The sequence below is a fragment of the Ignavibacteria bacterium genome, from assembly GCA_015709655.1.
Taxonomy (GTDB): Bacteria; Bacteroidota; Ignavibacteria; order Kapaibacteriales; family Kapaibacteriaceae; genus OLB6.
Genome location: CP054181.1, coordinates 1,626,700 through 1,651,040, shown reverse-complemented (window position 1 = coordinate 1,651,040; position 24,341 = coordinate 1,626,700). Strand labels below are relative to the sequence as shown.

Here is a 24,341-nt window from a genome sequence, read left to right as displayed (position 1 = left end):
ACTACTTTTTGGGATCTGCGAAACCATAGCCCCATAAATCAAGATGCGGATATTCTTTGTGGTCGGTGTTAACAACTACCTGACACGAAAAGGCACCTGGCTTATCGGCATAGTAGCCAACATCTATCATGCCTGAGCCCCCCGGCTGAATGGTAAATTCGGAAGGGCTATACAGACGGGTGTGCGATCCGGGTGACTGGATTTTGAATGTAATTGGTGATTTGCCAAAAACGGTAAGCTGAATTTGTCCCCGTATAGTGTCACCAACAGAGCCCTTATTAAACGGGATGAAGCTTGATGATAATTGGAGGGGTCGCTCAACCACCGCAAACAGGTTTACCACTTTAACTGAGTCGGATTTATCATTACTAAAAATAGATATCAACTTATGCAGTTCACCATTTTGATTTGGAAGCTTGAGGCCAATATGCATATACGTTGAGTCTCCGGGAGGAACAACATTTTTGTCGATCGGTGCCGCTGTGCATCCGCAGGAGGGTTTAACTTCTGAGATGATAAGGGGTTCTGTTCCCTTGTTGTAAATGGGAATACTATAGTAAACTGTAGGCTCCAGATCGTCAAGTATTGTATCCGGTGAGACTGCACCCCAGTTAATTGTGTCCTGTACCACTATTTTCGGTTGTGCGTATAAGGAAGTTCCGCACACAGTGATTGCAAATAGGACAATAAACCAGTAATTGTAACGCTGTTTTAACATCATCAACACGCAATAATTCGGTAATTTGATAAGTATGCAACTTAAGAAAAGCGATTGTTCAAAGCTGCTTCGAAGTGTACGCAAGACAGATCCAGGCCATAAAGGTTACGGTACGGAACGCGAGTATCGTACATCTATGTTCCGATTCCGGTGGCTACTGACGTTTAGTGTGCCCGGCATATTTTTTTGTGCAGCACTTGTTCTGTTTAACGCAACTGCTCCTGTTTTAGCAGCGCCGGCCGACAGTTTGCTGGCTTCAGCGGCTGCAAAAGCAAGGTCACTCGGTCTTGATTCATCATTTGTACAGCGGATTAGTACAACGCCTTCGGCTGGATTTGTTGCAAAAGCCGTTCGAATTAACGTAACCAACTATGCGTCGGTACCCGACTACTCCTGGAGCTGGAATGCTTCCAGCGTAAAAAGCGTTAAAGAATTTATGAAGGCAAATGCCTTGTTATTTAGTGGCGCTCAAAAGAAGTATGGCGTAAACAAAGAAGTTATCGCAAGTATATTGTGGATTGAGTCTCGGTGCGGAAAAATCACTGGCACGTATCATGTCCCCAGCGTTTATCTTAGTCTGCTGATGGCCGCAGATACCTCCAACATTAACGCTAGCCTGAATCGCGTGATAGAGTTACAAACATTAGACAGTAGTAAAATTGACAGCATGCGAACAGTGATTGAGAAGCGCGCCTCGCGCAAGGCAACATGGGCATTACGTGAACTCAAAGCTTTAGAGAAGGTGGACAAGGCGGGGACGATGAATGTGGTCGAGTTAAAAGGCTCGTGGGCGGGTGCATTTGGGTTTTCTCAGTTTCTTCCGTCGTCGTACGCATCATGGGCAGTAGACGGAAACTCTGATGGTCAGGTTGACCTGTATTTGGCTGACGATGCTATTTACTCAATTGCCAATTACCTGAAGTCCAACGGGTGGAGTAAAAGCTTGAAGAAGCAAAAAAAAGCAGTACACCACTACAACAACAGCGATGCCTACGTTAACGCCGTGTTTACGCTGTCGCGCAAGCTAAAGTAGGACACCCTGACTTAAACCTGCCACGGCCTCTGGCGAATGCACGGTAAGCTGTACGTTACACTCTCACCGCCTGATACCGGTGAGCCCCTTCCCATAAAAGTCTGACTGATTATCCTCATCTGAGCATTCATCCTGAAGAGTCTATAGGGCTTTGTTTAATCATTTTATTTTACAAGCTCATCGTTTATTTTTATTGACTCACGAAGCCGTCACATTGTGATCACCCAGGAGATAGCTTATGAACCGAGCTTCAATTTTAGCAGTCACTCTGCTGTTGTTTTCCCTTTATTGTCCATTATCAGGACAAGTTCAAATTCACCCTGTTAAACAAGTTGCCCTCGAACCGATTGGTATAAAGTATTGCTTCAACAATACCAAGCTAATGGTAGGTAAATCTGCTGACAGCAGACATCTGGTGTATTTTTCCGACGACACGATTTACGTTGTGTCATACACGAATGGCTCATGGCAACGAAACATTGCTCATACAGGAAAATCCATCTTGTCGGCAACCATAACACGATATGCCGATACAATCTGGTTATGCTGGAAGGAAGGACCTCTAATTATGGCCAGCTACAGTGCAAACCGGGGCGAAGTATGGTCAACCCCGATTCCGGTAAGTGATGCCGGGAGAGTATCTTCACCATCGGTATGGGCTTCTCAAAACGGACGTATCTGCTTTGTTTGGTCCAATGAGTCTGACGCCGGTTCAGTGATTTGTTATCGCAGTTACGATAACGGCAGCCTAACGGATAGCACCATAACTATTAGCAACCCCGAGGATATGGCATCATTCCCGTCGGTTATTGCTGTTGGCGATACTGTTCTTTGTACCTGGAAAGTAGGGAAACTCCCTTCGAAGGTTTGGTTCAGTTCGTCATTTAACGGTGGTGTGCATTGGAATGAAGCAGTTCTTACGGCACCCTCACTTTCGGCCTCGAAGGACCCGAACCTTGCACATGCCTATGATTCGGTATCAGGCACTCACTACGTTTATCTTGCGTATGACGGTAGGAATAAAATTTACTTTCAGCGTTCAACAGACTGGGGGGTAACGTGGAGCGATCCTGAAGTTATCAGCAGCCAGAGTAAGTCGTCGCAGTTTGCCCACATTGATTGCAATCACCGTGGCTTTGTTGGAGTATCCTACGAGCAATTTCCATCCGGCACATCACTGTTTAACGATAAGCTCAAAGACGTTGGATTTACGTATTCAACAAACTGGGGAGCACCCGGGAGTTTCGGTGCAGATACGTTAGCCTACACCGGCAACCCACTTGGCTCGATCTATGCCGCACTGTGCAAGGTCAGTGAAACCGCATTCTACCTTACGTGGCTCTCGGTTGACAGTACAGGTGGCAATACCCACGTTTTTGAGCGAAACATTTCGGTGGACTACGCATCGAGTATTAACGAAGGAATCTACCGTGAACGTGAAATAACCATCATACCTAACCCTGTGGTTGATGTCTGTACTGTTGGTGTTGAACGTGGATTGCACAACGCTACCGTTTTTGTGTATAACGAAATCGGTACTGAAGTTATCCGGCTACATGATGTATCGGGTCTCGAGATTCGGCTGGACTGTAGTGATGTGCATCCGGGACCGTACTTCATTAAAATTTCTCAAGCGGCTGAGAATGCATTGTTTGGTAAGTTTACGGTGTGGCGTTAGGCTGTTTACCAGTAGAGCGGGACAGTTACCCGTCTGAGTCAACTCTGACCCGTATTTGAACCGTTATTCTTGAGCCTTAAATGCTACTCGTAACATCACACACATTTCCCATTGACGTTGCCATTTTAACTATTATCTGTAACTTTAACTAATATACGCTCTATGAACAATAATCTCCGGCTGCTTGCATTTAGCCTGCTGGCATCTTCCATCATATTCACATTTCCTGGCCAGAGTTTGGCCCAGAACCCAGGCACTGATTCTGTACAAACTCTTTTTCCTGCTTCTCCATTTGAGAGCGGTGGCTATGGTGGACCTGTAGTAAAGTTCGGACCAATGAATGATGCTACGGGAGTAGTTTTTGGAGGCAAGGGTGGCTGGGTAATCAACCGCACCTATGTAATTGGTGGTGGAGGTTACGGGTATTCCGACGTTCCCTTTAGCCGTCAGACTAACACACAGGTGCCAGATACCAACATCTCCTTTGGCTACGGTGGGCTTGAGTTAGAGTATCTGTACGAGGCAAACAAGGTTCTGCATGGAACCGTGGGATTGTTTGTTGGTGCAGGCGGGTTTACCGTGTTCCGCCGACACCGGTTTGATCAGGACGATATTGAGTGGGACGATGACACGCGTGTTCTTTACGCTACCCCATGCTTTGTAGCAGAGCCAACAGTATGTGCAGAACTCAACATTCTAACCTGGTTGCGTCTTCAAATAGGTGCCGGATACCGATACGTAAGCGGTATTGATGCAACCATAGGAAGCAAACACTATACAAACTCAACCGTAAGTGGTTTGTTTGGGATGGGAGTAATCAAGTTTGGGCTGTACTAATTCCGGTAAGTGCCGCGAACAACTCTTCTGCCTCGCGCAGCCCTCGATCCATTACATCTAAACCTGTATTCCAGAACGCAGGATCTTCAACGTTGATACCAAACGGTTCCATGAGCTCCCGTGGGCTCTTGGAACCACCTGCCTCCAGCATCGTAAAGTACAGCTCAGGGAACCCTGACCTATTCTTCTTGTACTTTTCGTACAGGGCCAGCACAAGCAACTCACCGTATGCGTATGCGTACACATACCCGGGTGTATGGATGAAGTGCGAAATGTATGACCACCAGTACTGATAGCCATCGGTAAGTGTCACCGATTCCCCAAATTGATCTTGCTGTGTTTGCATCCATAACTCGCACAGGGTGTCAACCGAAAGTTCACCCTGCGACCTGCGTGTTGTATGGATTGCATCTTCAAACCGATTCAATGCTATCTGACGAAATACTGTATTCGTCATATCTGTTAATTTCTCGACCAACATTCCAAGCCGTGCGCTATTATCAGTCTCTTTGTCAAACAGACTGTTAAAGGTAATGATTTCGCCAAACACCGATGCAGTTTCGGCAACGGTTAGTGGTGTGTGCATTAACAGGCTACCTTTCTTGCGCGACAAGTACTGATGCACTCCATGGCCAAGTTCGTGGGCAAGGGTCTGAACATCCCGAGCCGTTCCGGTATAATTCATAAAAATATATGGATGTACCGACGCCGCAGTACCAGCACTGAATGCGCCACTGCTTTTGCCCTTGATGACCGGAGCATGAATCCAATTCTTATCAAAAAACATCTCAACAATTTCACCCATCTTAGGATGAAAACTCATATAGGCATTGACAACAATTTCTTTGGCCTCGGCCCACGTCCATAACCTTGAGGTTGCCATGACTGGCGCATACCTGTCATAATCATAAAACTTATCGTATCCCAGGATATTACGTTTTAATTCAAACAACCGCTGAACCGTACTGTAGCGTGACTCAACTGCATGAATGAGGCTAAGGGCACCCTGATCTGTGACTTCGTTGCTTAGATTTCTTTCGGATAGCCAGGTAGGAAACTTCCTCAATTTCATCTGAGTTGCATGATCGGCTATCACTGTGTTAAAGATATATGCGTTGGTTGAGGCATTGTTTTTTAGGCCCTCAGAAATTGTCCGTGCAACCGATTCGCGAGCGTTCCTGTCATTGTCATGAAGCATTGTAAAAATCTGCGGACCCGTGAATTCCTTTCCATCCATGACATAAACCTGCTCATTCGATACCTGATCAAAAAACCGTACCCAAGCAGATCTGGATGTTAGCCCCGTAACTGACAGTACTTCTTCAACTTCTTCAGAGAGCTGATACTGTTGGAAACTACGAATATTGTCGAACCAGTGTTTATACTTCTGCAGTTCCGGTGCACCCGCAGCTATCGCATGCTGTTCAGCCGACAACCTACCCGTTTCAACCACAAAAAACACCAGATTCATACTTGCCGTTGACGCCACCTCTCTTGCTGTTTGCAGGCTTTTTCCTGCTTCGGGATTAGTCGTCTGAGTTGTCCACTGCAAGTGTGCAAACGACATTATCCGGTCAAAGGCTTCATGAATTTCCTCATACTCTAACAGAGCTTCAAAAAACTGCGGAGGTGTTAGTGTTGCCACCTTCCCTTTCCACCGTGATTTAAAGTCCGCACACCGTTCGTTAAGTCCGTTAAGATCAGCCACAAATTCCTTGCTCACCGCCGAAGGATAAAGGTCTGTCAAATCCCAGATAACATTATCTGCACCTGAAACAAATTGCTGGTTTTCACTAATCATGGTTGTTTCAATGTAAATAACAATAAAGACGAAATGCAGGCTATTTTGTCAATGCTGGTTCGGGCATTGCAGGGCCACCTCACATTACGGAGAAATTCTGTATATCATTCGCGGGAATGGGATACACTCCCGAATATGTTCTGCACCGCTGATCCACTTAACTGTGCGTTCCAGTCCCAGCCCAAAACCGCTATGTGGGACTGACCCGTACTTCCGTAAATCCAGGTACCACTGGAATTCTTCCGGCGACAGGTTTTCGTGGACAATGCGCTCAAGCAGAGCATCATGATCATCTTCGCGTTGTGACCCTCCGATTATCTCACCGGCTCCTTCCGGACCTAACATATCCATAGCCAGAACAACCTTGGGGTTTTCCGGATCACGTTTCATATAAAAAGCCTTAACTTCTGTGGGATAGCGATGAATGATGCAAGGTTTTGTGAACTGCGTCATTATGGCCTCTTCTTGTGGTGCACCAAAGTCCTCGCCCCATGGGAAGTCTATGTGCATCTCTGTTCCATCCGCCTGTTTTCTGGTAAGCTGAACGTTATGAGCGTTGAGCCATTCTACAGCTTCGGTGTATGACATTCGGTGGAAGGGTCGCTTAACAGTTTCAAGTTTCGAAGTGTCTCGTTGCAGAGCGTTCAGTTCCTGACCGCACTTCTGCAGGGTATATTTAACGATATACTCCACAAGGTCTTCGGCCAGATCCATGTCATCGTTAATATCAAAAAACGCCATTTCAGGTTCAACCATCCAGAACTCAGTAAGATGGCGTCGGGTTTTACTTTTTTCAGCACGGAACGTCGGGCCAAACGTGTACACCTTACCCAGGGCCATAGCGCTCGCTTCGGCGTAGAGCTGACCACTCTGGGTGAGGAACGCCTTGCCCAGATCAAAGTATTCGGTTTCGAACAGTGTAGATGTTCCCTCGCATGCATTTGGCGTGAGCATCGGACTATCCATGAGTTTGAAACCATTGCCATCAAAGAAATCACGAATTGCTTTTACAACTGCGGCCCTAATCCGCATAATGGCATGTTGTCTGGTTGACCTTAGCCAGAGATGTCGTTTTGCGATTAAGAACTCTACGCCGTGTTCTTTGGGTGTTATTGGGTAGTCGGCTGAAAGCTGGTAAATTTTAATATCGGAAACATCAACCTCAACACCACCGGGGGCACGTTCTTCCAGGCGTACTGTCCCTGTAATAGCAACAGAGCTCTCCTGAGTAAGTGATTTGGCACGTTCAACTGTTTCTTCACTAACGTTCGGTGCAAACACCACGCACTGAACCATCCCGCTGCCATCACGGAGCCTGATAAATGTTAGTTTTCCCTTTCCAGTCTTATCTTGAACCCATCCCTGCAGTGTTACGGTCTGACCGGCTTTTTGGGTGAGTTCCTCTACGGTTACGTAGGTTTTATAACGAGATTCCATACACAAATCTACCATAGGCGTGGGAGTTCAGTAGAAAAGTGCTACTAAAACTGAAAAAAGGCAACCGCGGAGGAATCACAGGAAGTACTGAACGGTGCCATGAAGGAAGATGTTACTCACCGTACGATCTATCGTAACGAAACCGGGTGCAAATATCGACGTCAGACCGACAACGGCCCGAAGGTCCAGGCCCAAGGAACGAGAAACCTGATACCAGGCTCCACACTGCACACCGTAATCCAGCCCGTTGATTTTTTCATCAAAGTATAGACTTTTTTCAACGATTTCCGTACGAATTCCAACAGTACCTACTCCGGTAGCCACCGAACCGGTACCCAGCAGCCACCCCAGATAGCCGCCAACATACGGGGCAACAGATTCCGACGCACGGTACTTAGCAAGAACCGGAATCTGGACATAGTCATTCGAAAACTTTCCGGATGCCATGCCGGAAAATGTAGTATTCACTTCAAAAACGGCCGTCGATCCGTCGGGTGCCTTAACGTTTACCCTGTCAATGTATGGCTGATTTTCCATTGGTGTCCTGAACGACGCACTGTAGTGAACGTACTGAACCTCACTTGCAATTGTCCACAAATCGGATAACTGCCAGTCAGCACCCGCCCCAACAACTACCCCGGGTATTGCCGAACCGTGTGCTCCTGCCGGAACGTCGCCAACGGGTATCGGAGAACCCACGCTAAGTCCTAACCGTGCATACATCGTTGGGACAACAGCACAAACGGTTGGAACCCAAACCACCATGAACAGAATGATAACGTAATTTATTTTTAATGTACTAGAATTTTCTGACGGCATACCAAGCCCCTTTCAGAATTTACCTGAACAATGTATGCACCCGGATGCAGCTCATCAGGAATAATGGATTTGGTGTTACGTACAAGCGTGACCTGGCGTCCGCGAACATCGAACACAACTACTTCCGAGAAGGTACCAAGACGATTCCGGAATTCTTCGATATCGCCAATTGTATGCCCTGTCCGGCTATCACCCGCTTGTACGCTCGATCCGTATACCAACACAACATCATCCACATACAAAGTACTACCCTCAGCCCCCTTAAAAAACTCACCTCCCGCGCTGGCGGCAAACACAACAGCAATGGTGTCGGGCTGCTCACCTGAATAATAAACAAACGGAACAGTAAGTTTTGTCCACTCCTGAACCTCCGAAAATTCCTTCTTCCTGGCTTCGGCTATTGCAACTCGCTTCGAACCATCCCATCTTGACAGTATGGCATACAGCGTTGCGCTATCGTTCTGTTGCGGTGCATACTTATACCAGGCTGTAAAGGCCGTCGGCTTCTCGGTAAACGGAATTCCTCGTCTTGCACTTTCGGCGGGGTTGGCCAGATTTAGCTGGAACGTACCCGTAAACAGACTTCCCGACGCAACCTGACCAAAAATTTTCTGTGTCACCAGCTTTGCGGCATAGCTACCTGAATGGGCATCCGTTGTTTTCTCGCAGACGGGATTGGAGCCTGCAGCAATATGAATCGCACCATTGCCGGATGACCAACCTCCGGCCGGTTCTTCGTAAGTTTTGTACTGTCCGGAACCCTCAGTGGTAATCCATTCCTCGAACGAGCCGTTTGGAACCTGCTGAGCACCAAGAGAAGAAACTGTTAGTAGTAATGCAATGAGTACTGCATACACCATATTCACTCCTTTAATTCTTTTTGCAAAATCGTGATTTTTCCTATGCAACCACACACCATAAAACGTCGTAACCCTGTAGTTCTTTCTGCATCATGGCCCGATGGTTTCGAAGCCCACATTCTGCTGAGTAGTCTGCGTGACGCATGTCCGTGCGCATACTGCGTTGGTGAGCAAGTGATGGGTCAGACAGTTTTTATCGGAATTAAGGCAATTAATCCAAGGATGAACGAGCTAGCCTCCCTTGTGCCTGTTGGTAATTACGCCATTCAGGCTTCATGGAACGATGGTCATAACAGCGGGATTTATACATGGGACCAGTTTCGAATGGTTTTTGAACAAAACGCACTATCGGAACAAACCCTGGTAGAGCTCGACGAGTTATATCATCAGGACCAGCAGTAGTCTGTTTGAAATTGTTTTTCGGAATCATCCGATTTCGTAGTTTGAGACCATGAAACCACAATCACACCCACCCATACGTGCACCGCGCGGTAGCAAGCTAACGTGTGCCAACTGGCAAATCGAAGCGGCCTACCGGATGATTCAAAACAACCTGGATCCAGACAATGCCGAAAAACCTGACGAGCTTATTGTGTATGGCGGTCTGGGTAAGGCAGCACGGAACTGGGCGTGCTATGATGCCATTATTCGGTGCTTAACCACGATGGAACCGGATGACACACTGCTCGTGCAAAGCGGTAAACCAGTGGGAGTAGTAAAAACCCATACCATGGCGCCTCGTGTGATAATTGCCAACAGTAACCTTGTCCCCAAATGGGCTACCTGGGAAGAATTCCGACGCCTGGACGAGATGGGGCTGATAATGTATGGTCAGATGACAGCAGGCTCCTGGATTTACATCGGAACACAGGGGATTGTGCAGGGTACGTACGAAACGTTTGCCCAGTGCGCGCGCAAACACTTTGGCGGTACGCTGCACGGACGGTTTCTACTTACAGCAGGAATGGGTGGCATGGGCGGCGCACAGCCACTGGCAGCCACTATTGCCGGAGCTGCAGCCTTGTGCATCGAGATCGACGAAACACGAATCGATAAACGTATTCACGATGGCTACTGTAACCGCAAAATGTACAACCTTGATGAGGCTCTGGCTGTTATCAGGGACCATGTGGAATCCAGAACCCCTATCTCTGTTGGGTTCGTTGGTAACGCAGCCGAAATCCTACCACTGCTGGCAGAACGAGGTGTAGTCCCTGATGTTGTCACCGATCAAACATCGGCTCATGACCCGTTAAATGGATACTACCCTGCCGGCATGACAAAGGCTGAGGCTGATGCACTGAGAGTTTCTGACCCCCAGACTTACCTTAAATGTGCGCATGCCAGTATCGGTGTCCACGTTCAGGCAATGCTGAAATTTCAGCAGAAAGGGGCTGTGGTTTTTGACTACGGTAATAATATCCGCGGTATTGCCCGCGATGAAGCAGGGGTTGCCAATGCCTTTGACTTCCCGGGCTTTGTCCCTGCCTTTGTTCGCGAACTGTTTTGCGATGGGAAGGGACCTTTCAGGTGGGTAGCACTGTCGGGAGATCCGGCCGACATTAAAGTTACCGATGATGCACTCATGAACCTGTTCCCTGAAAATGTTGCATTGCACCAGTGGATCGAGAATGCTCAAAAACATATCGGCTACCAGGGTCTGCCCGCCAGAATATGCTGGCTGGGCTACGGTGACCGCGCTAAAGCTGGTCTGCTTTTTAATGAGTTGGTGGCCTCAGGAAAGGTCAGCGCCCCAATCGTAATTGGACGCGACCACCTGGACTGCGGCAGCGTGGCCAGCCCATACCGCGAAACCGAGGCTATGCTGGATGGCTCCGATGCCATTGCTGACTGGGTTTATCTTAACTTTGCACTGAATACCATCGGCGGTGCAACATGGGTTTCCCTCCACCACGGCGGCGGTGTTGGCATGGGGCTTTCACTTCATGCAGGCATGGTTACCGTTGCCGATGGAACCAGCGAAGCAGAAAAAAAATTGGCACGGGTATTGACTTTTGATCCATTATTAGGTATTATGCGTCATTCCGACGCTGGATACGAACAAGCTCTCACAAATTCAAGGAAATTTGGCATAGAAATACCAATACTCTCTGTATAACCCGATTATCCATATAAGCGGACAAAATGACATAATTGCTACGACACACTGACATTCGAAGACTGACATTTCGTCTGTCGATTCTTTAACCTAGTAGCAGGAGTTGTCATGAGAACTCGCGAATTCCGTCGGAAGACGGGTCTGCAAGTACCCACCGTACTTAGTGGCGATCGGTATCGTTCCACAACAGAAAGTATTAATGCCATGGATTTAGCCCTTCAAATCGAACAGCTCTTTCGCACAGACCGGAAGAAGTACCTTGGATTTATCCGTCAACGCATTCGCAACCAGGAAGAAGCCGAAGATATTCTGCAAGATGTTTTTACAAACGTACTTGCGGCATCTAAGGATGTAAACAAGCCAATCGACAATTTGGCTTCGTGGGTGTTCACGTCGGTCAGAAACCGGATAATCGATTCCTACCGGAAAAAACGTACTGACAACTTTTCCGACCTTGGCAGTAAGGAAGACAAGGATGACGGGATTGACTATGTAGAGCGTTTTCTTGGTGACTTCTCGTACAACCCTGAGGAAGATCTTGTCCGCAAGACTATCTGGGATACCGTAATCGAAGGATTGGAAGAGATCCCTGCTGAGCAGAAATGGGTATTCGTGAAAAATGAATTCGAAGGTGTTTCGTTTAGAGAGATGTCGGACGAAACAGGAGTAAATATCAACACCCTGTTAGCCCGAAAGAGATATGCGGTACTGCATCTGCGCACCAAGTTGCAGGAGTTGTACAACGCAGCTAACGAAAACTAACTCGGATTTATAATGTCGCTGTTAACAACACGAACAGCCCGTTCGGTGATGTATGTTTTTTGCATCGGCGGGCTGTTAATGTTGAGTAGTGTAGCCGTAACAACAGTCTGGAATGCCTTGGCTACCGCCGATGAACGCGATGATCGGAAGATTTCATTGCTCGAGGGAGCCGGTGTTTCTGCTATTGCCTATGTTTTGCTAACCGCAATCCGGTATGGTACAAAATGCGACGTATCGATCCTTGATTCTCTCAGGCGTACAGGCCAGACTACCTACAGACGTGCCAAGCAGGACTGCTCACACCTTACACCTGAGCAAAAAGCTGCTCTAAAAAAGGCCCTGGTTGATGAATGTGGGTGCCGCGGCGAGCAGGTCCCCATGTCATCTTCTAAGAACATACCACCAAAAGCCTGATCGTACTATTTTCGCTGTACACACAGTTTTTCTCAGTATCAGGGATGGTGTACAATGAGCCTTCTTTCCGAATTTAAAGAGTTTGCTTCACGCGGTAGCGTTGTTGATATGGCTATCGGTGTAGTTATCGGTGCTGCGTTTGGTGCAATTACCAAAAGTTTGGTTGACAACATTATTATGCCGCCAATCGGCCTGCTCCTGGGTAATATCGACTTTTCGGCAATTGTTACTACGCTAAAAGAAGCTGGTGCCGATGGTAAGGGCGCCGTAGTAATCTCATGGGGCGTCTTTTTTCAGACTATTATCAACTTTTTGATCATTGCGTTTGTGCTGTTCATGGTAATTAAAAGCATGAATGCCATGAAACGTAAGCAGGAAGAAGCACCGGCACCTCCAGCTGAACCGTCGGACGAGGTGAAGTTGCTGACCGAGATTCGCGATGCCCTTCGCAAGTAACACTATTCCACAACCTCGCAAATAATTGTGATATGGTCATGCCCTTTGCGGGTAATCACAATTGCATACTCAGAGTTAACCGGTACATCAGTCTGGAATGGCAACTTTTTATGGAGTTCAACCGGGTTGCCATTCCAACCTCGTTTTTTTATGGTGGTTGTTGAGGGCAACTCAAGGGTTCGTACCTGCCGACATAACCATGATGTACGAATGCCGGGGCTGATGGCAACCACTTTATACGTGGAGTGAAATGGACTGGAAGGGGGCTTTGTATTCGTTATCCCGTATGCTATCATTTTGTCAACAGGCATCGCTGAGTAGCGTGTAAAGTAATCATTCACGGCTCCTGCCGCGATAATCGCAGCATGCGGCTCAATGATGTACATACCGGGCTGAACATTACCACATTCCGGAGGTGCAGGCAAATCAGTACCAGCCTGAATAACACCCGGCGTGGCACCATCCTTAAACAAGGTTATTTTTGTGGGTGACCCTGTTTGTTGGAGGGGTGGCCTGGCAATCCAGAGAATGTGTTCCCGACATTCCCGTTTCCAGCCTATGTACTCAGACGTAGCCCCAACCGGCCGGGACACCCTGTCACCCGGCCCCACTTTAATACCTGCAAATTCGACCTTGCAACTAACAATCGCCGAGTACAGTACTTCGAGCGGTGGCTGGTACAATGTGGCATCCCGCAGTCGTTGTCCATGCGCTTTCCGCCGGGACGGATCTGCCCAAACTGCCTTGGTAGCTATCACCGTGGCCGCCGTAAATGCTTCGTTGTTCACAACAACATTTGTGCATTTGTTTCTGGCCAGATTACCGGTCAGCACCGCTGCAGTTACAGGGTCCTGTTCATAACAAACCACCTGACCTGCAACATCTGCCAATGCTGCTGTATCAACCCCGCATCCGGCGCAAACCTCGGTAACTGTATGGACGTCACGAAAGTGGGACGCATGATATGCTGCTATAACAGGATGGGTGGCCTGCTCAGCACCGGCAGAAGTAAAAAGCCATCCCGGACGCCATTTACCAAGTCTGTTTGCTTTTGATGTACCGGTGAGTACATCAACAACCAATGTACTGGCGGTGAGCAAAGACGGAATCTGCCGGCGGACGTATTCTACCTGAGCGGGCAGCAGCCTGTCACCCATACCCTGCTCGAAAATCAGAGTCGTGGCAAGCCGGTACAGTTCATCTGATTTCAGGTACTCCAACAGATCGGCACTACACTGTTGTTGCACTGCGTTCTCCATCGGAACAATGAAAACAGCGATATTTGTAACGCTTCACGATTTCTCCAAACATGTATTGAGTTCTGAAATGCAAGAAGATAACACAACACTCCGCAACAGTCTCGCCGAACAAGGTTTAGAAAACTTAGGCGACATTAGTTACAACCTTACAACTCCGGAATTATACGAGCATGCGTTACTGTACGATGAAGGCATTCTTAGCAGGTATGGTGCCTTGTGCGTAAACAGTGTGCCGTACACAGGCAGACGCGCAAACGATAAGTTCATCGTGGACGAACCGGGATCAAGTAAGGATGTTTGGTGGGGCACCGTGAACAAGCAATTCAGTATTGAGAAGTTTAATGCTCTGAAGACCAGGGTATATGCTTACTTACAAGGGCGTGATGTGTATGTTCAGGATTTGATTGCAGGTTCCGATCCGTCATTGAAACTTCCTGTACGTTTTATTCAGGAGCACGCATACCATTCGCTGTTTGTAAAAAATATGTTTATCGAGCCAACAGCTGATGAACTGGAATCTTTTGTACCCGGATTTACCGTCATTACTGTGCCCGAGTTTAAGGCTATTCCTGCGATAGACGGAACTCGAAGTGAAGCCTTCATCATCTTGTCATTCGAACAAAAACTTGTTCTCATTGGTGGCACGTCGTATGCCGGTGAGAATAAAAAGTCAATCTTCACTGTCCTGAACTACCTGATGCCAAAACAAGGCGTAATGAGTATGCATTGTTCAGCTAATGTTGGGTTAAGTGGTGACACAGCCCTGTTTTTTGGTCTATCGGGTACCGGGAAAACCACGCTGTCAACCGACCCGGATCGCGCCTTAATCGGAGACGACGAGCACGGCTGGAGTGATGACGGTGTGTTCAATTACGAAGGAGGCTGTTATGCAAAGGTTATTAATCTGAGCGCGGAAGCAGAGCCGATTATCTTTAACCTTTCAAGGACCTTTGGAACAATACTCGAGAATGTGGATATTGATGAAGAAACCCGGCTTGTTGACTATGAGTCACAGAAGTACACCGAAAACACGAGGGCTTCATATTCTCGTGAAATGATTAAGAATATCACACCCGATAACCGCGGCGGTCATCCCAAGAATATTGTCTTCCTGACTGCGGATGCATTTGGTGTTATGCCACCAATATCACGGCTAAGTCCTGAACAGGCAATGTATCACTTCCTTAGCGGATATACAGCCAAGGTTGCCGGTACAGAAGCCGGTGTTAAAGAACCGTCGGCAACATTTAGTACATGCTTCGGCGCACCGTTCATGGTACACCACCCAAGCGTATATGCCAACCTCCTTCGCGACAAAATCAACGCTCATGGGTGCAAGGTCTGGTTAGTAAACACCGGTTGGAGCGGTGGGCCGTATGGAGTGGGTAAGAGAATGAAAATAGCCTTTACCCGTGCAATGCTGAAAGCAGCCCTGGGCGGGGAACTGGACAAGGTGGAGTTTGTAAAGGACGGCTACTTCAATCTTGATATTCCAACATCGTGCCCGGATGTTCCCGCCGAGGTTCTAAACCCGCGGAACACGTGGACGGATAAAGATGCGTACGACAAGCAGGCTGCTCATCTGGTGGGTTTGTTTAAAAAGAATTTTGAGCAGTTTGCCGATAGTGTGAGCGAAGAAGTGTCCGGCACAATGGGATAGGTTTACTAACTACTCGTCGTCGAAGTCATCAAGGTCCATTTCATCGTCAAAGTCAATATACATGTCCGAATCATCGGCGGTATCTGCTGACTCCATGATTTCCTTTGCTTCTTCCAGATCATCTTCGAAGACGAGTACCCTGTAGGTATCCATTCCTTCGAGAACTTCAATCTTGGTGTCGACCCCTGATGCTTTCAGGCGCGACTCCAGCAGCTGTGCGCTGACCTGGTTATTGAATGTTGTAAGTAAAACCATGATGCACCTGTTACTTTCCTTTGTTGGCATTCATTGCGGCGCCCATCTCACTGATCAGCGAAAATATCATCTCCTGATGATTCTGCCGAACCTGTGACTCATCGTTTTGAAACGCCCAAATTACAACGGTGTTGTCATTTACCAAGAACTGCTCTTTATGTGTGCCTTTATTGGGATCCGGAGGATCTTTCTTTCCAAAGATCGCCAGTGAGAGTACTTCCTTTGCATTTGCCGGAAGCTTATTTGCGTACTCAAGGAAAACGATAGCCCCCTGCCCATCCTTACCGTTAAAGCTCTGGTAGCCTTGCTTCTGCGGTGTGCCAAATGCTTTTAATTTACCCGCAGGGTCTTTTTGAATGGCTGCAACTTTTGCAGAGGGCGATACAAAGGCAGACAGCAACTTGTTGCCGGCCGGTATCTGATTTGACGGTAGCGGCAGCCTATCCCAGGGCAACGGAATGGTTCGCGTAAGCGGATAGAAGTTATAATGTTTTACAGTCTTAACAACCTTTGCGTTTTTCCCCAAATTGGGCATCTGCGGGGCATTGGCTGGTTGAGCAAACGAAACAGTTGCAAGAATCACGGTAAGAACAACAGCAATCCCGGTTGACTTCATGATGTTAATCCCTTGTTAATTTCCTGTATGTAATTCTGTGAGGCCTGTCGGCGCTGGTACCTAAACGACGATGACGATCCTCTTCATATTGCGAGTAGTTACCTTCGAACCAGATTACATTCGAGTCTCCTTCGAAGGCAAGAATATGGGTTGCAATTCTGTCAAGAAACCAGCGGTCGTGACTAATGACAACCGCACACCCTGCAAAATCCAGCAGTGCTTCTTCCAGGGCGCGCAAAGTGTTCACATCCAAATCGTTGGTTGGCTCGTCCAAAAGCAAAACGTTAGCCCCTTCCTTCAGCATTTTGGCAAGATGCACCCTGTTCCGTTCACCGCCTGAGATTTGTCCTACCGGCTTCTGCTGATCAGAACCGCTAAAGTTAAAGCGTGCAACGTAGGCACGGGACGGCATTTCGCGTTTCCCAAGCGTTAACACATCAAGTCCGCCTGAAATCTCTTCCCAAATTGTTTTCTTGGGATCCAGCGGACGGTTCTGATCGATATATCCCAGAACAACGGTATCACCAATTGTAAAGGTTCCGGAATCCGGTTCCAGCTGCTTAGTGATCATTTTAAACAGTGTGGTTTTGCCGGCACCATTCGGTCCTACAATACCAATAATACCGCCTGGAGGCAGTGAAAACGAAAGGTTTTCGTAAAGGATTTTATCACCAAAGGATTTGCTTATTCCGTTTGCTTCTATAACAACATCACCAAGACGAGGTCCGGGCGGAATAAAAATCTCACGTTCTTCGCTGCGTTTAACGGTTTCTTCGGATAAGAGCTTTTCATAGGCGCCTATTCTTGCCTTACTTTTTGCATGACGTCCCTTTGGGTTAAGCCTTACCCATTCCAGCTCTTCCTTAAGAGCTTTTTGACGTTTGCTTTCTTGCTTTTCTTCAAGTTCGAGTCGCTTTTGTTTTTGTTCCAGCCACGACGTATAGTTTCCTTCGAACGGGATGCCATGTCCGTTATCCAGCTCCAGGATCCACCCTGCCACGTTATCCAGGAAGTATCTATCGTGAGTTACGGCAATAACTGTACCTTCGTAGTTATGCAGGTGTTGTTCCAGCCAGGCCACGCTTTCTGCATCCAGATGGTTTGTGGGTTCGTCAAGCAGCAGTACGTCTGGCTTTTGTAACAGGAGTCGAACCAAGGCTACGCGCCGCCGCTCACCGCCAGAGATAACAGCGATCTTGGCATCGGGTGGCGGACACCGCAGAGCATCCATTGCCATTTCCAGTTTCGAGTCGATGTCCCACGCATCCAAGGCTTCGATTTTTTCCTGTAGTTTCCCCTGTTTTTCAAGGAGTACGTCAAAATCAGCATCCGGGTCTGCGAACTGCTCGCTAATGGCATTGTATTCGCGCAACAGATTCACCGTTTCGGCAGCACCCTCTTCAACAATTTCGCGAACTGTTTTGTTGGCATCAAGTTCCGGTTCCTGTGGCAAGTAACCAAATGTAACATCCTTATTCTTGGTGATTTCACCAAGATAATCTTCGTCTAATCCGGCAATTATTTTGAGTAGTGTTGATTTCCCGGCGCCATTTAAACCCAGAACACCGATTTTTGCACCATAGAAAAAACTCAGATAAATATCGCGCAGCACCTGGCGGTTCGGTTTATAAACCTTGCCAACGCCAACCATGCTAAAGATGATTTTTTGGGGATCTGTAACTGACATAGAAGTCAAACTTACCACACCAACACGATAGTGCTATGCAAACACACCCTTGGCGTACTCTGTGGAGCCATAAACACGAGCGCTGGATGGCAATTACTACAGTTATTGTCTGTATAGCCGTTATTGCCATTGCCTCGAGGTATCTTCAGGTTGTAGAGCAAAGGCAGGGCGTTGTTCTTCCGGACCCGATACACCAAATGGTGGGTCCGTACAACCTAACCTGGCCTACATTTATCGTCTTGTATGGATCGCTTATTACGGCATTTATCTGGTTGCGCAAGCACCCCAATCTAATGCTGCGAGGTTTGCGTGCCTACTCTATCCTGCTGAGCTTACGGTTACTTGGTATGTATCTGCTGGCATTGAACGCCCCGCCTTCAATGATTCCTCTGAACGATCCGATTGTCCAGGCCGTAGCGTCGGATACCGGGGCAACGCTGACCAAGGATTTATTTTTCTCCGGTCATACCAGTGTAATGTTCATGGCTGCTCTGGTAATGCCGTCACTGTGGAAGCGTAGGGTTTTCCTGGTATTGGGGACACTTGTTGGTGTGGCCGTAGTACTGCAGCATGTTCATTACACGGTAGATGTAATGGTTGCACCAATGGCTGCAATTACCGCCGTTATGCTGGCAGGTAAAACAACACGATCGTAACCAACGGCTGCGGTCACCTGAAATCCGTACCTGCCCGCTGGCTGTTGTAGTTTTGCAGCGTATGAATACAGATACACTCACACCAAACGATACAGTTGTTGCAGGCCAGACAAAGCCTCTTACCAGCACAAACACCCTAAAGGTGTTTATCGAAACCTATGGTTGCCAGATGAATGTTGCCGATAGCGAAATAGTTATGGGTATTCTTGCTGCCGACGGGTATTCCATGACTGATACAATTGACGATGCTAACGTGATCCTTGTAAATACCTGTGCCGTACGCGACAATGCAGAGCGCAGAATACATGAGCGCCTGGGACACCTGCAATTTCACAAAAAGCAACGCGACAATGTTGTGATTGGTCTGTTGGGCTGCATGGCAGAACGACTGAGATCCAGACTCCTTGAAACCGAACTCGTTGACATTGTTGTTGGCCCGGATGAATTCCGCAAAGTCCCGGAATTGGTGCGGCATGCACTTACCGGCGAAAAAGGAATTGCTGTACGCCTGTCAAAAGTTGAAACCTACGACAACATCGAGCCACTGCGCACCGACGGTATTTCGGCATGGATCAGTATTATGCGTGGCTGCGATAAGTTCTGTACATTTTGTGTGGTGCCATTTACGCGCGGCCGCGAGAGGTCTCGCACGCTACCACTCATTACCGATGAACTGAAGCGCCTTGCCGACCGCGGGTTTAAAGAAGTGACTCTCCTAGGACAAAACGTAAACTCGTATCGTGACGAAAAGACGGGTGCAGACTTTGCCGATCTTCTGCATGCATGTGCAGTTGCGGTGCCCGGCATGCGCATCCGGTACACTACCAGTCATCCGCAGGATATGACGGATAGTGTTATCCAGGCAATGGCTGCACATGATAATATTTGCAAGTATATCCACCTGCCTGTTCAGAGCGGCTCGAACCGAATACTGGAGCTGATGAACCGCACATATTCCATTGACACCTACATGCGGCGCATTGAAACAATTAGGAAACTCATTCCCGAATGCGCACTATCTACCGATATCATTGCGGGATTTTGTACCGAGACCGAGCAGGATCATCAGGATACACTCGAGATTATGCGCACCGTACGCTACGATGGCGCATACATGTTTGCCTACTCGCCAAGAGAAAACACAAAGGCCTGGAAGATGGGCGATGACGTACCTAACGATGTAAAAAGCAGACGCCTCACCGAAATCATTGACCTGCAGAACAGTATCTCGCGCGAGATTAACCAGGGTGAAATCGGACGCATCCACGATGTACTGGTTGAAGGTCCTTCCAAGCGCAATGCCACTGAGTGGAAGGGCAGGTCCGACACAAACAAAACCGTGATCTTCCCTCATAGCGATCAGGCAGACTACGATGTTGGAAGCATTGTAAGAGTACAGATCGAGCGAAGCAATAGCGCAACCTTGTTTGGCACCCGGGTACCCAAAGCCTGACCCCTTTCCCTGTTATGATAAATTGTTTTGGCATAGTGATTCAACCGTGGAGATACTTTTATTGGTGTAAAACAGAATCGTTGTTGCTGTTAAGCAGTATCAGCCGAACACTTTGCCTTACTCCCGTTGTGCTTGTGCTCGTGGCGTCTGCTTCTCTGAGCGCCACCCCCATCACTGTTAGCAACATCCTTACCCTAAACGTAAACTCCGATAACGCTGTCACCCAGGTATGTTACGACAGTACAAGAAAACGCATTTATGTGGTAGGGGGCTTTGGTCACACACTTAACGTTGGTGCGCTGTCCGCAACCTCTCGTGGTGATCTTGACGGTTATGTACTGGCTCTCACGGACCGGCTTGAGCCGCTATGGCTTGTTCAGTTTGGCGGGAGTGCGCGTGATGAAGCCACCTGTGCCGTTACTGTTGGTGAACGGGGAATTGTTGTAGGGGGCTATTGCGGCAGCAATGCGGCAAACCTCCCATTTTATACCATCGGCTCGGTAACGTATTCCGGGCGCGGCAATGCCGATGCTGTTCTCATGCTTGTTGACACATCCGGACACATCGTCTGGTCCCGTAATGATGGCGGTGAATCGTCTGACAATGTAACCGGAGTTACAACTCTTGCCGACGGCTCTATTATCGCAACCGGAAAGTTCCTGGGCACAACCCGGATAGACTCAAATGTTTTTCATGCATCTTCCGGTCTGCAACATGCCTACACGCAGAAACTAACACCCAACGGAATTCAGACGTGGGCACACAGCATCATTTCATCAACTACCACTAACCGGGGTAGTGCAGAATTTGTCGGAGTAACCCAGGGCAACGCCTCAGCCATATACCTGCCGTTACGATATAGCGGGAGTGTTGAGTGGTTCGGTGCGATGATTTCTGACGGGGATTTAACTGATTACCAACAACATGTTTTGGTACTTGACCCTGACGGAAAGCCCCTTCCCGAAATCCTTCTCAGTGGCTGTAATATCGGCAGTTCTGTATGGGATTACCACTCGCATTCTGGCAGGAATGTTTGGCAGGAGCAAGCAGAACTCTGTGGCGACTTTGTGCCACCTGCGGTTTATACATTGAGTATTTCCGACACGGTTAAAGCCAAAATTGGTCATGGTACTTTACATATCAACGCCGTACAGGAACAGTTTGGCCGCGTATTATACGTTGGTTCAGTTGCGGGTGGGATTGTGTTAAATACTCCTGGTAACACCACATACGCACCAACGGTAGGTGCTACTGCAGCTATCTGTATCCTGGCAGATTACAACGGTCTCCCAACCGGATTTATCGGAATAGAAGCCTCGGAAGACGCGCAGGCCTTGGACGCTGTTGTAACGAAGCCGGGATTTGTGGTTGCTATACAGGCTGGCGGCAAATTAGCAGGGTATCCGGAAGCCGGTATGCTAACGCATGACCACCGTATAATAGCTACAGTTTCTACTACATCCGGAATTGAGTCAGCTCCCACGGTTGCCCTCCCAGGGAATCATCACGATGACCTATACTGCGGTGAACCCGCCCAGTTCTTCCGGCTCACCGGCGAATACGTTTTATCGTCAACTCTTGCAGAAGCAGCCAGCAGTTTAGTTCCGGGTTTATACGTGGTGCGTTGTCGCCACGGTCTATTTTTGCGTTATGCCAGTGCACAGCACCTCTATAAAATCGTATCCACTGCTACATCGTGGTAAGGTACGCGACGTTTATCAGGCACAAGACAATTTACTGCTTGTTGCTACCGACAGGATAAGTGCGTTCGACGTTATTATGTCGGAGCCCATTCCCGGCAAAGGCAACATATTAACGTCTATTAGCACCTTTTGGTTTAACTACCTGCGTGACGTTGTCCCGAATCACTTTATAAGCACAGACCTCCGGTTACTAAACCTGACCGATGAGGAGTTTACCCAGCTCAATGGTCGTACAATGATTGTTAAGCGTACGCAGCCAATCCTGCTTGAATGTGTTGTGCGGGGCTACATTTCCGGAGGTGGTTGGAAGGAATACAGGACTACCGGATCGGTATGCGGGATACAATTGCCGGATAACCTTGTTGAAAGTGACAAGCTGCCGGAGCCGATTTTTACGCCAACAACCAAGGCAGCCGTTGGCCATGATGAAAGTGTTACGTTCACCGAAGCTGCACAAATTGTTGGACGTAGCGTCGCAGATACAATCCGAACACTTAGTCTTGAGTTATACAGACGTGGTGCAGAGTATGCTTCTATGAAGGGACTCATCCTTGCTGATACCAAGTTTGAATTCGGGGTTGACTCGACGGGTGATATTATCCTTATTGACGAAGTACTTACTCCTGACTCTTCCAGGTATTGGCTTTCATCCGAATATCAGCCCGGCAAAGCACAGCACAATTTTGACAAACAGATCCTCCGCGATTATCTGGAAGAGATACAGTGGAACAAACAGCCTCCGCCCCCCTTGCTCCCGGCAGAAATCATTGAGGGAACCAGACAACGATATTTGGAAGCACAACGAATGCTAACAGGACAGTGATGCCAACACCATATTTATATGAAGGTAACGATGACGGTTTACAGCGGACAGTAAGCGACATGATTGACTGGGGGTTGTTTCTGGCCGTAATTGCTGTTTTGGGGCTGGGCTTGATATCAATTTACAGTTCAGTGTTCACGTCGGATCCGGGTATTTTTCGAAATCAGGTTATTTATGCCTTTGTTGGATTGGCTTCCGGAACTATTGCTTTTTTTATTCGAGAGCGATGGATAAAGGGGCTTGCATTCCCGATATATATCCTGTCGGTACTTCTTCTGATTGCCGTACTCACACCGTTAGGCCATGAAGTAAACGGTCAGCGATGTTGGATTAAGCTCGGGTCGTTCACGTTTCAGCCGTCGGAGTTTGCCAAGGTCGCCACGATATTTGCGATGGCACGTGTAGCTACCCGCAAGGGATTTAGCATATCAACACTTCGGGATTTTGCCACAATCGTATCGTTAATCCTTCCGCCATTAGCGCTTATCATGTTGCAGCCCGACACCGGGTCAGCTACCGTTTTTTTTGCAATTCTGATGGGAGTACTGTTATGGGTTGGTGCTGACCTTTTCATACTCTACGTTTTAACATGTATTCCATTTATCGGTGTTGCCGCTCTGTACAGTACCTTATTCGACAATATTTGGTGGTTTGCCGGAATAGCTGCTGCTGTGTGTGGCGGAGTGTTTTTCTTTAGAAAAGGTGTTATACCAAAAGTAATTGCCATCCTGCTTTTGATTGGCATTGGTTTGTCAGTCGAACCTGTATTTGATAAGCTGGAAACATACCAGCAGAACCGCCTGATTACTCTGTTCGAACCGGAACGTAATCCGCGTGGAGAGGGATACCACGTTATTCAGAGCATGCTTGCTGTTGGGTCCGGTGGGCTATCGGGCAAGGGTTTTTTAAAGGGTACGCAAACGCAGCTTCGCTACATACCGGAGCAATGGACTGACTTTATCTTCTGTGTCCCCACTGAGGAATTTGGTTTTATTGGTGGTGTACTGGTGATAGCATTGCTGGCATCAATCATCCTGCGGTCATTTAATATAGCAGGCAGTGTACGCACTCAGTTTGCATCGGTGATTGCAGTAGGGTTTGGTACTATGTTGTTATACCACACCCTGATTAACATTGGTATGGCAATTGGAATTGTACCTGTTATGGGAATTCCACTGCCGTTTTTAAGTGCCGGCGGTACGTCACTGATCATCAACCTCACCGTGGTAGGCTTACTGATGAATTTTTACAAAACACGGAAACGCCGCCGGGCAGGTGCCGCTGCGTGATGCCAG

The 24,341-nt window shown here is 48.0% G+C and carries 23 protein-coding genes; 14 read left to right on the top strand and 9 right to left on the bottom strand.

The genetic code is table 11. The annotated features are described in order from the left end of the window. Nucleotide 1 precedes the first annotated feature (1 nt). Nucleotides 2-631, bottom strand: coding sequence for a DUF1573 domain-containing protein (locus HRU79_06665; GenBank protein QOJ26348.1), 630 nt, complete (start codon nt 629-631; stop codon nt 2-4). A gap of 121 nt (nt 632-752) precedes the next feature. On the opposite strand from HRU79_06665, the gene HRU79_06660 reads away from it, so the two are divergent. From HRU79_06660 to HRU79_06650, 3 genes are all read left to right on the top strand, one after another. Beyond that, a complete protein-coding gene (locus HRU79_06660) occupies nt 753-1,751 on the top strand; it encodes a lytic murein transglycosylase (protein QOJ26347.1) in 999 nt (332 codons plus the stop codon). Nucleotides 1,752-2,133: 382 nt separating this feature from the next. Further along, nucleotides 2,134-3,429, top strand: a complete 1,296-nt coding sequence (locus HRU79_06655; GenBank protein QOJ26346.1) for an exo-alpha-sialidase — start codon at nt 2,134-2,136, stop codon at nt 3,427-3,429. Nucleotides 3,430-3,591: 162 nt separating this feature from the next. Then, nucleotides 3,592-4,266 carry a hypothetical protein gene (locus HRU79_06650; GenBank protein ID QOJ26345.1) on the top strand — a complete coding sequence of 225 codons (675 nt, stop codon included), beginning with the start codon at nt 3,592-3,594 and terminating at the stop codon, nt 4,264-4,266. Here HRU79_06650 and HRU79_06645 read toward each other — a convergent pair. The 4 genes from HRU79_06645 to HRU79_06630 form a co-directional block, all read right to left on the bottom strand. Then, a complete protein-coding gene (locus HRU79_06645; GenBank protein QOJ26344.1) occupies nt 4,247-6,067 on the bottom strand; it encodes a M3 family oligoendopeptidase in 1,821 nt (606 codons plus the stop codon). The genes HRU79_06650 and HRU79_06645 overlap by 20 nt on opposite strands. A gap of 84 nt (nt 6,068-6,151) precedes the next feature. Continuing rightward, nucleotides 6,152-7,504, bottom strand: coding sequence for an asparagine--tRNA ligase (asnS, locus tag HRU79_06640; GenBank protein QOJ26343.1), 1,353 nt, complete (start codon nt 7,502-7,504; stop codon nt 6,152-6,154). A gap of 75 nt (nt 7,505-7,579) precedes the next feature. Then, a complete protein-coding gene (locus HRU79_06635) occupies nt 7,580-8,269 on the bottom strand; it encodes a PorT family protein (protein ID QOJ26342.1) in 690 nt (229 codons plus the stop codon). A gap of 26 nt (nt 8,270-8,295) precedes the next feature. After that, nucleotides 8,296-9,183 carry a PCMD domain-containing protein gene (locus tag HRU79_06630; GenBank protein QOJ26341.1) on the bottom strand — a complete coding sequence of 296 codons (888 nt, stop codon included), beginning with the start codon at nt 9,181-9,183 and terminating at the stop codon, nt 8,296-8,298. A gap of 42 nt (nt 9,184-9,225) precedes the next feature. Between HRU79_06630 and HRU79_06625 the strand changes: the two genes are divergently transcribed. From HRU79_06625 to mscL, 5 genes are all read left to right on the top strand, one after another. Beyond that, nucleotides 9,226-9,585, top strand: coding sequence for a DUF971 domain-containing protein (locus HRU79_06625; GenBank protein ID QOJ26340.1), 360 nt, complete (start codon nt 9,226-9,228; stop codon nt 9,583-9,585). A gap of 49 nt (nt 9,586-9,634) precedes the next feature. Further along, nucleotides 9,635-11,302, top strand: a complete 1,668-nt coding sequence (locus tag HRU79_06620) for a urocanate hydratase (protein ID QOJ26339.1) — start codon at nt 9,635-9,637, stop codon at nt 11,300-11,302. A gap of 108 nt (nt 11,303-11,410) precedes the next feature. Next, nucleotides 11,411-12,064, top strand: a complete 654-nt coding sequence (locus tag HRU79_06615; protein ID QOJ26338.1) for a sigma-70 family RNA polymerase sigma factor — start codon at nt 11,411-11,413, stop codon at nt 12,062-12,064. A gap of 12 nt (nt 12,065-12,076) precedes the next feature. Beyond that, nucleotides 12,077-12,478 carry a hypothetical protein gene (locus HRU79_06610; GenBank protein QOJ26337.1) on the top strand — a complete coding sequence of 134 codons (402 nt, stop codon included), beginning with the start codon at nt 12,077-12,079 and terminating at the stop codon, nt 12,476-12,478. A 54-nt stretch (nt 12,479-12,532) separates the two neighbouring features. Then, the gene (gene mscL, locus HRU79_06605) at nt 12,533-12,934 is read left to right on the top strand and encodes a large-conductance mechanosensitive channel protein MscL (GenBank protein QOJ26336.1); all 402 of its coding nucleotides are present in this window, start codon (nt 12,533-12,535) and stop codon (nt 12,932-12,934) included. 2 nt (nt 12,935-12,936) lie between these two features. Here mscL and HRU79_06600 read toward each other — a convergent pair whose 3' ends face one another. Next, nucleotides 12,937-14,181, bottom strand: coding sequence for a hypothetical protein (locus HRU79_06600; protein QOJ26335.1), 1,245 nt, complete (start codon nt 14,179-14,181; stop codon nt 12,937-12,939). Nucleotides 14,182-14,260: 79 nt separating this feature from the next. Here HRU79_06600 and pckA point away from each other — a divergent pair, with 79 nt between their 5' ends. Then, the gene (pckA, locus tag HRU79_06595) at nt 14,261-15,853 is read left to right on the top strand and encodes a phosphoenolpyruvate carboxykinase (ATP) (GenBank protein QOJ26334.1); all 1,593 of its coding nucleotides are present in this window, start codon (nt 14,261-14,263) and stop codon (nt 15,851-15,853) included. A gap of 9 nt (nt 15,854-15,862) precedes the next feature. On the opposite strand, the gene HRU79_06590 is transcribed toward pckA, so the two are convergent. The 3 genes from HRU79_06590 to ettA are packed head-to-tail and all read right to left on the bottom strand — an operon-like array spanning nt 15,863 to nt 18,411. Beyond that, nucleotides 15,863-16,108, bottom strand: coding sequence for a DUF2007 domain-containing protein (locus tag HRU79_06590; protein QOJ26333.1), 246 nt, complete (start codon nt 16,106-16,108; stop codon nt 15,863-15,865). Between the two features lie 10 nt (nt 16,109-16,118). Next, nucleotides 16,119-16,724, bottom strand: coding sequence for a hypothetical protein (locus HRU79_06585; protein QOJ26332.1), 606 nt, complete (start codon nt 16,722-16,724; stop codon nt 16,119-16,121). A 4-nt stretch (nt 16,725-16,728) separates the two neighbouring features. Further along, nucleotides 16,729-18,411 (bottom strand): energy-dependent translational throttle protein EttA, encoded by a 1,683-nt coding sequence (gene ettA, locus HRU79_06580; GenBank protein ID QOJ26331.1) that lies wholly within the window; start codon nt 18,409-18,411, stop codon nt 16,729-16,731. A 35-nt stretch (nt 18,412-18,446) separates the two neighbouring features. On the opposite strand from ettA, the gene HRU79_06575 reads away from it, so the two are divergent. The 5 genes from HRU79_06575 (at nt 18,447) to rodA (ending at nt 24,335) form a co-directional block, all read left to right on the top strand. After that, nucleotides 18,447-19,067: a phosphatase PAP2 family protein gene (locus HRU79_06575; GenBank protein QOJ26330.1), complete on the top strand. Its 621-nt coding sequence runs from the start codon at nt 18,447-18,449 to the stop codon at nt 19,065-19,067. Between the two features lie 61 nt (nt 19,068-19,128). Continuing rightward, nucleotides 19,129-20,520 carry a tRNA (N6-isopentenyl adenosine(37)-C2)-methylthiotransferase MiaB gene (miaB, locus tag HRU79_06570; protein QOJ26329.1) on the top strand — a complete coding sequence of 464 codons (1,392 nt, stop codon included), beginning with the start codon at nt 19,129-19,131 and terminating at the stop codon, nt 20,518-20,520. Between the two features lie 140 nt (nt 20,521-20,660). Then, nucleotides 20,661-22,223 (top strand): hypothetical protein, encoded by a 1,563-nt coding sequence (locus tag HRU79_06565; protein QOJ26328.1) that lies wholly within the window; start codon nt 20,661-20,663, stop codon nt 22,221-22,223. Continuing rightward, nucleotides 22,171-23,046 carry a phosphoribosylaminoimidazolesuccinocarboxamide synthase gene (locus HRU79_06560; protein QOJ26327.1) on the top strand — a complete coding sequence of 292 codons (876 nt, stop codon included), beginning with the start codon at nt 22,171-22,173 and terminating at the stop codon, nt 23,044-23,046. Before HRU79_06565 ends, HRU79_06560 begins: the two co-directional genes overlap by 53 nt. Further along, nucleotides 23,046-24,335: a rod shape-determining protein RodA gene (rodA, locus tag HRU79_06555; GenBank protein ID QOJ26326.1), complete on the top strand. Its 1,290-nt coding sequence runs from the start codon at nt 23,046-23,048 to the stop codon at nt 24,333-24,335. The genes HRU79_06560 and rodA overlap by 1 nt, the downstream gene beginning before the upstream one ends. Nucleotides 24,336-24,341 lie beyond the last annotated feature (6 nt).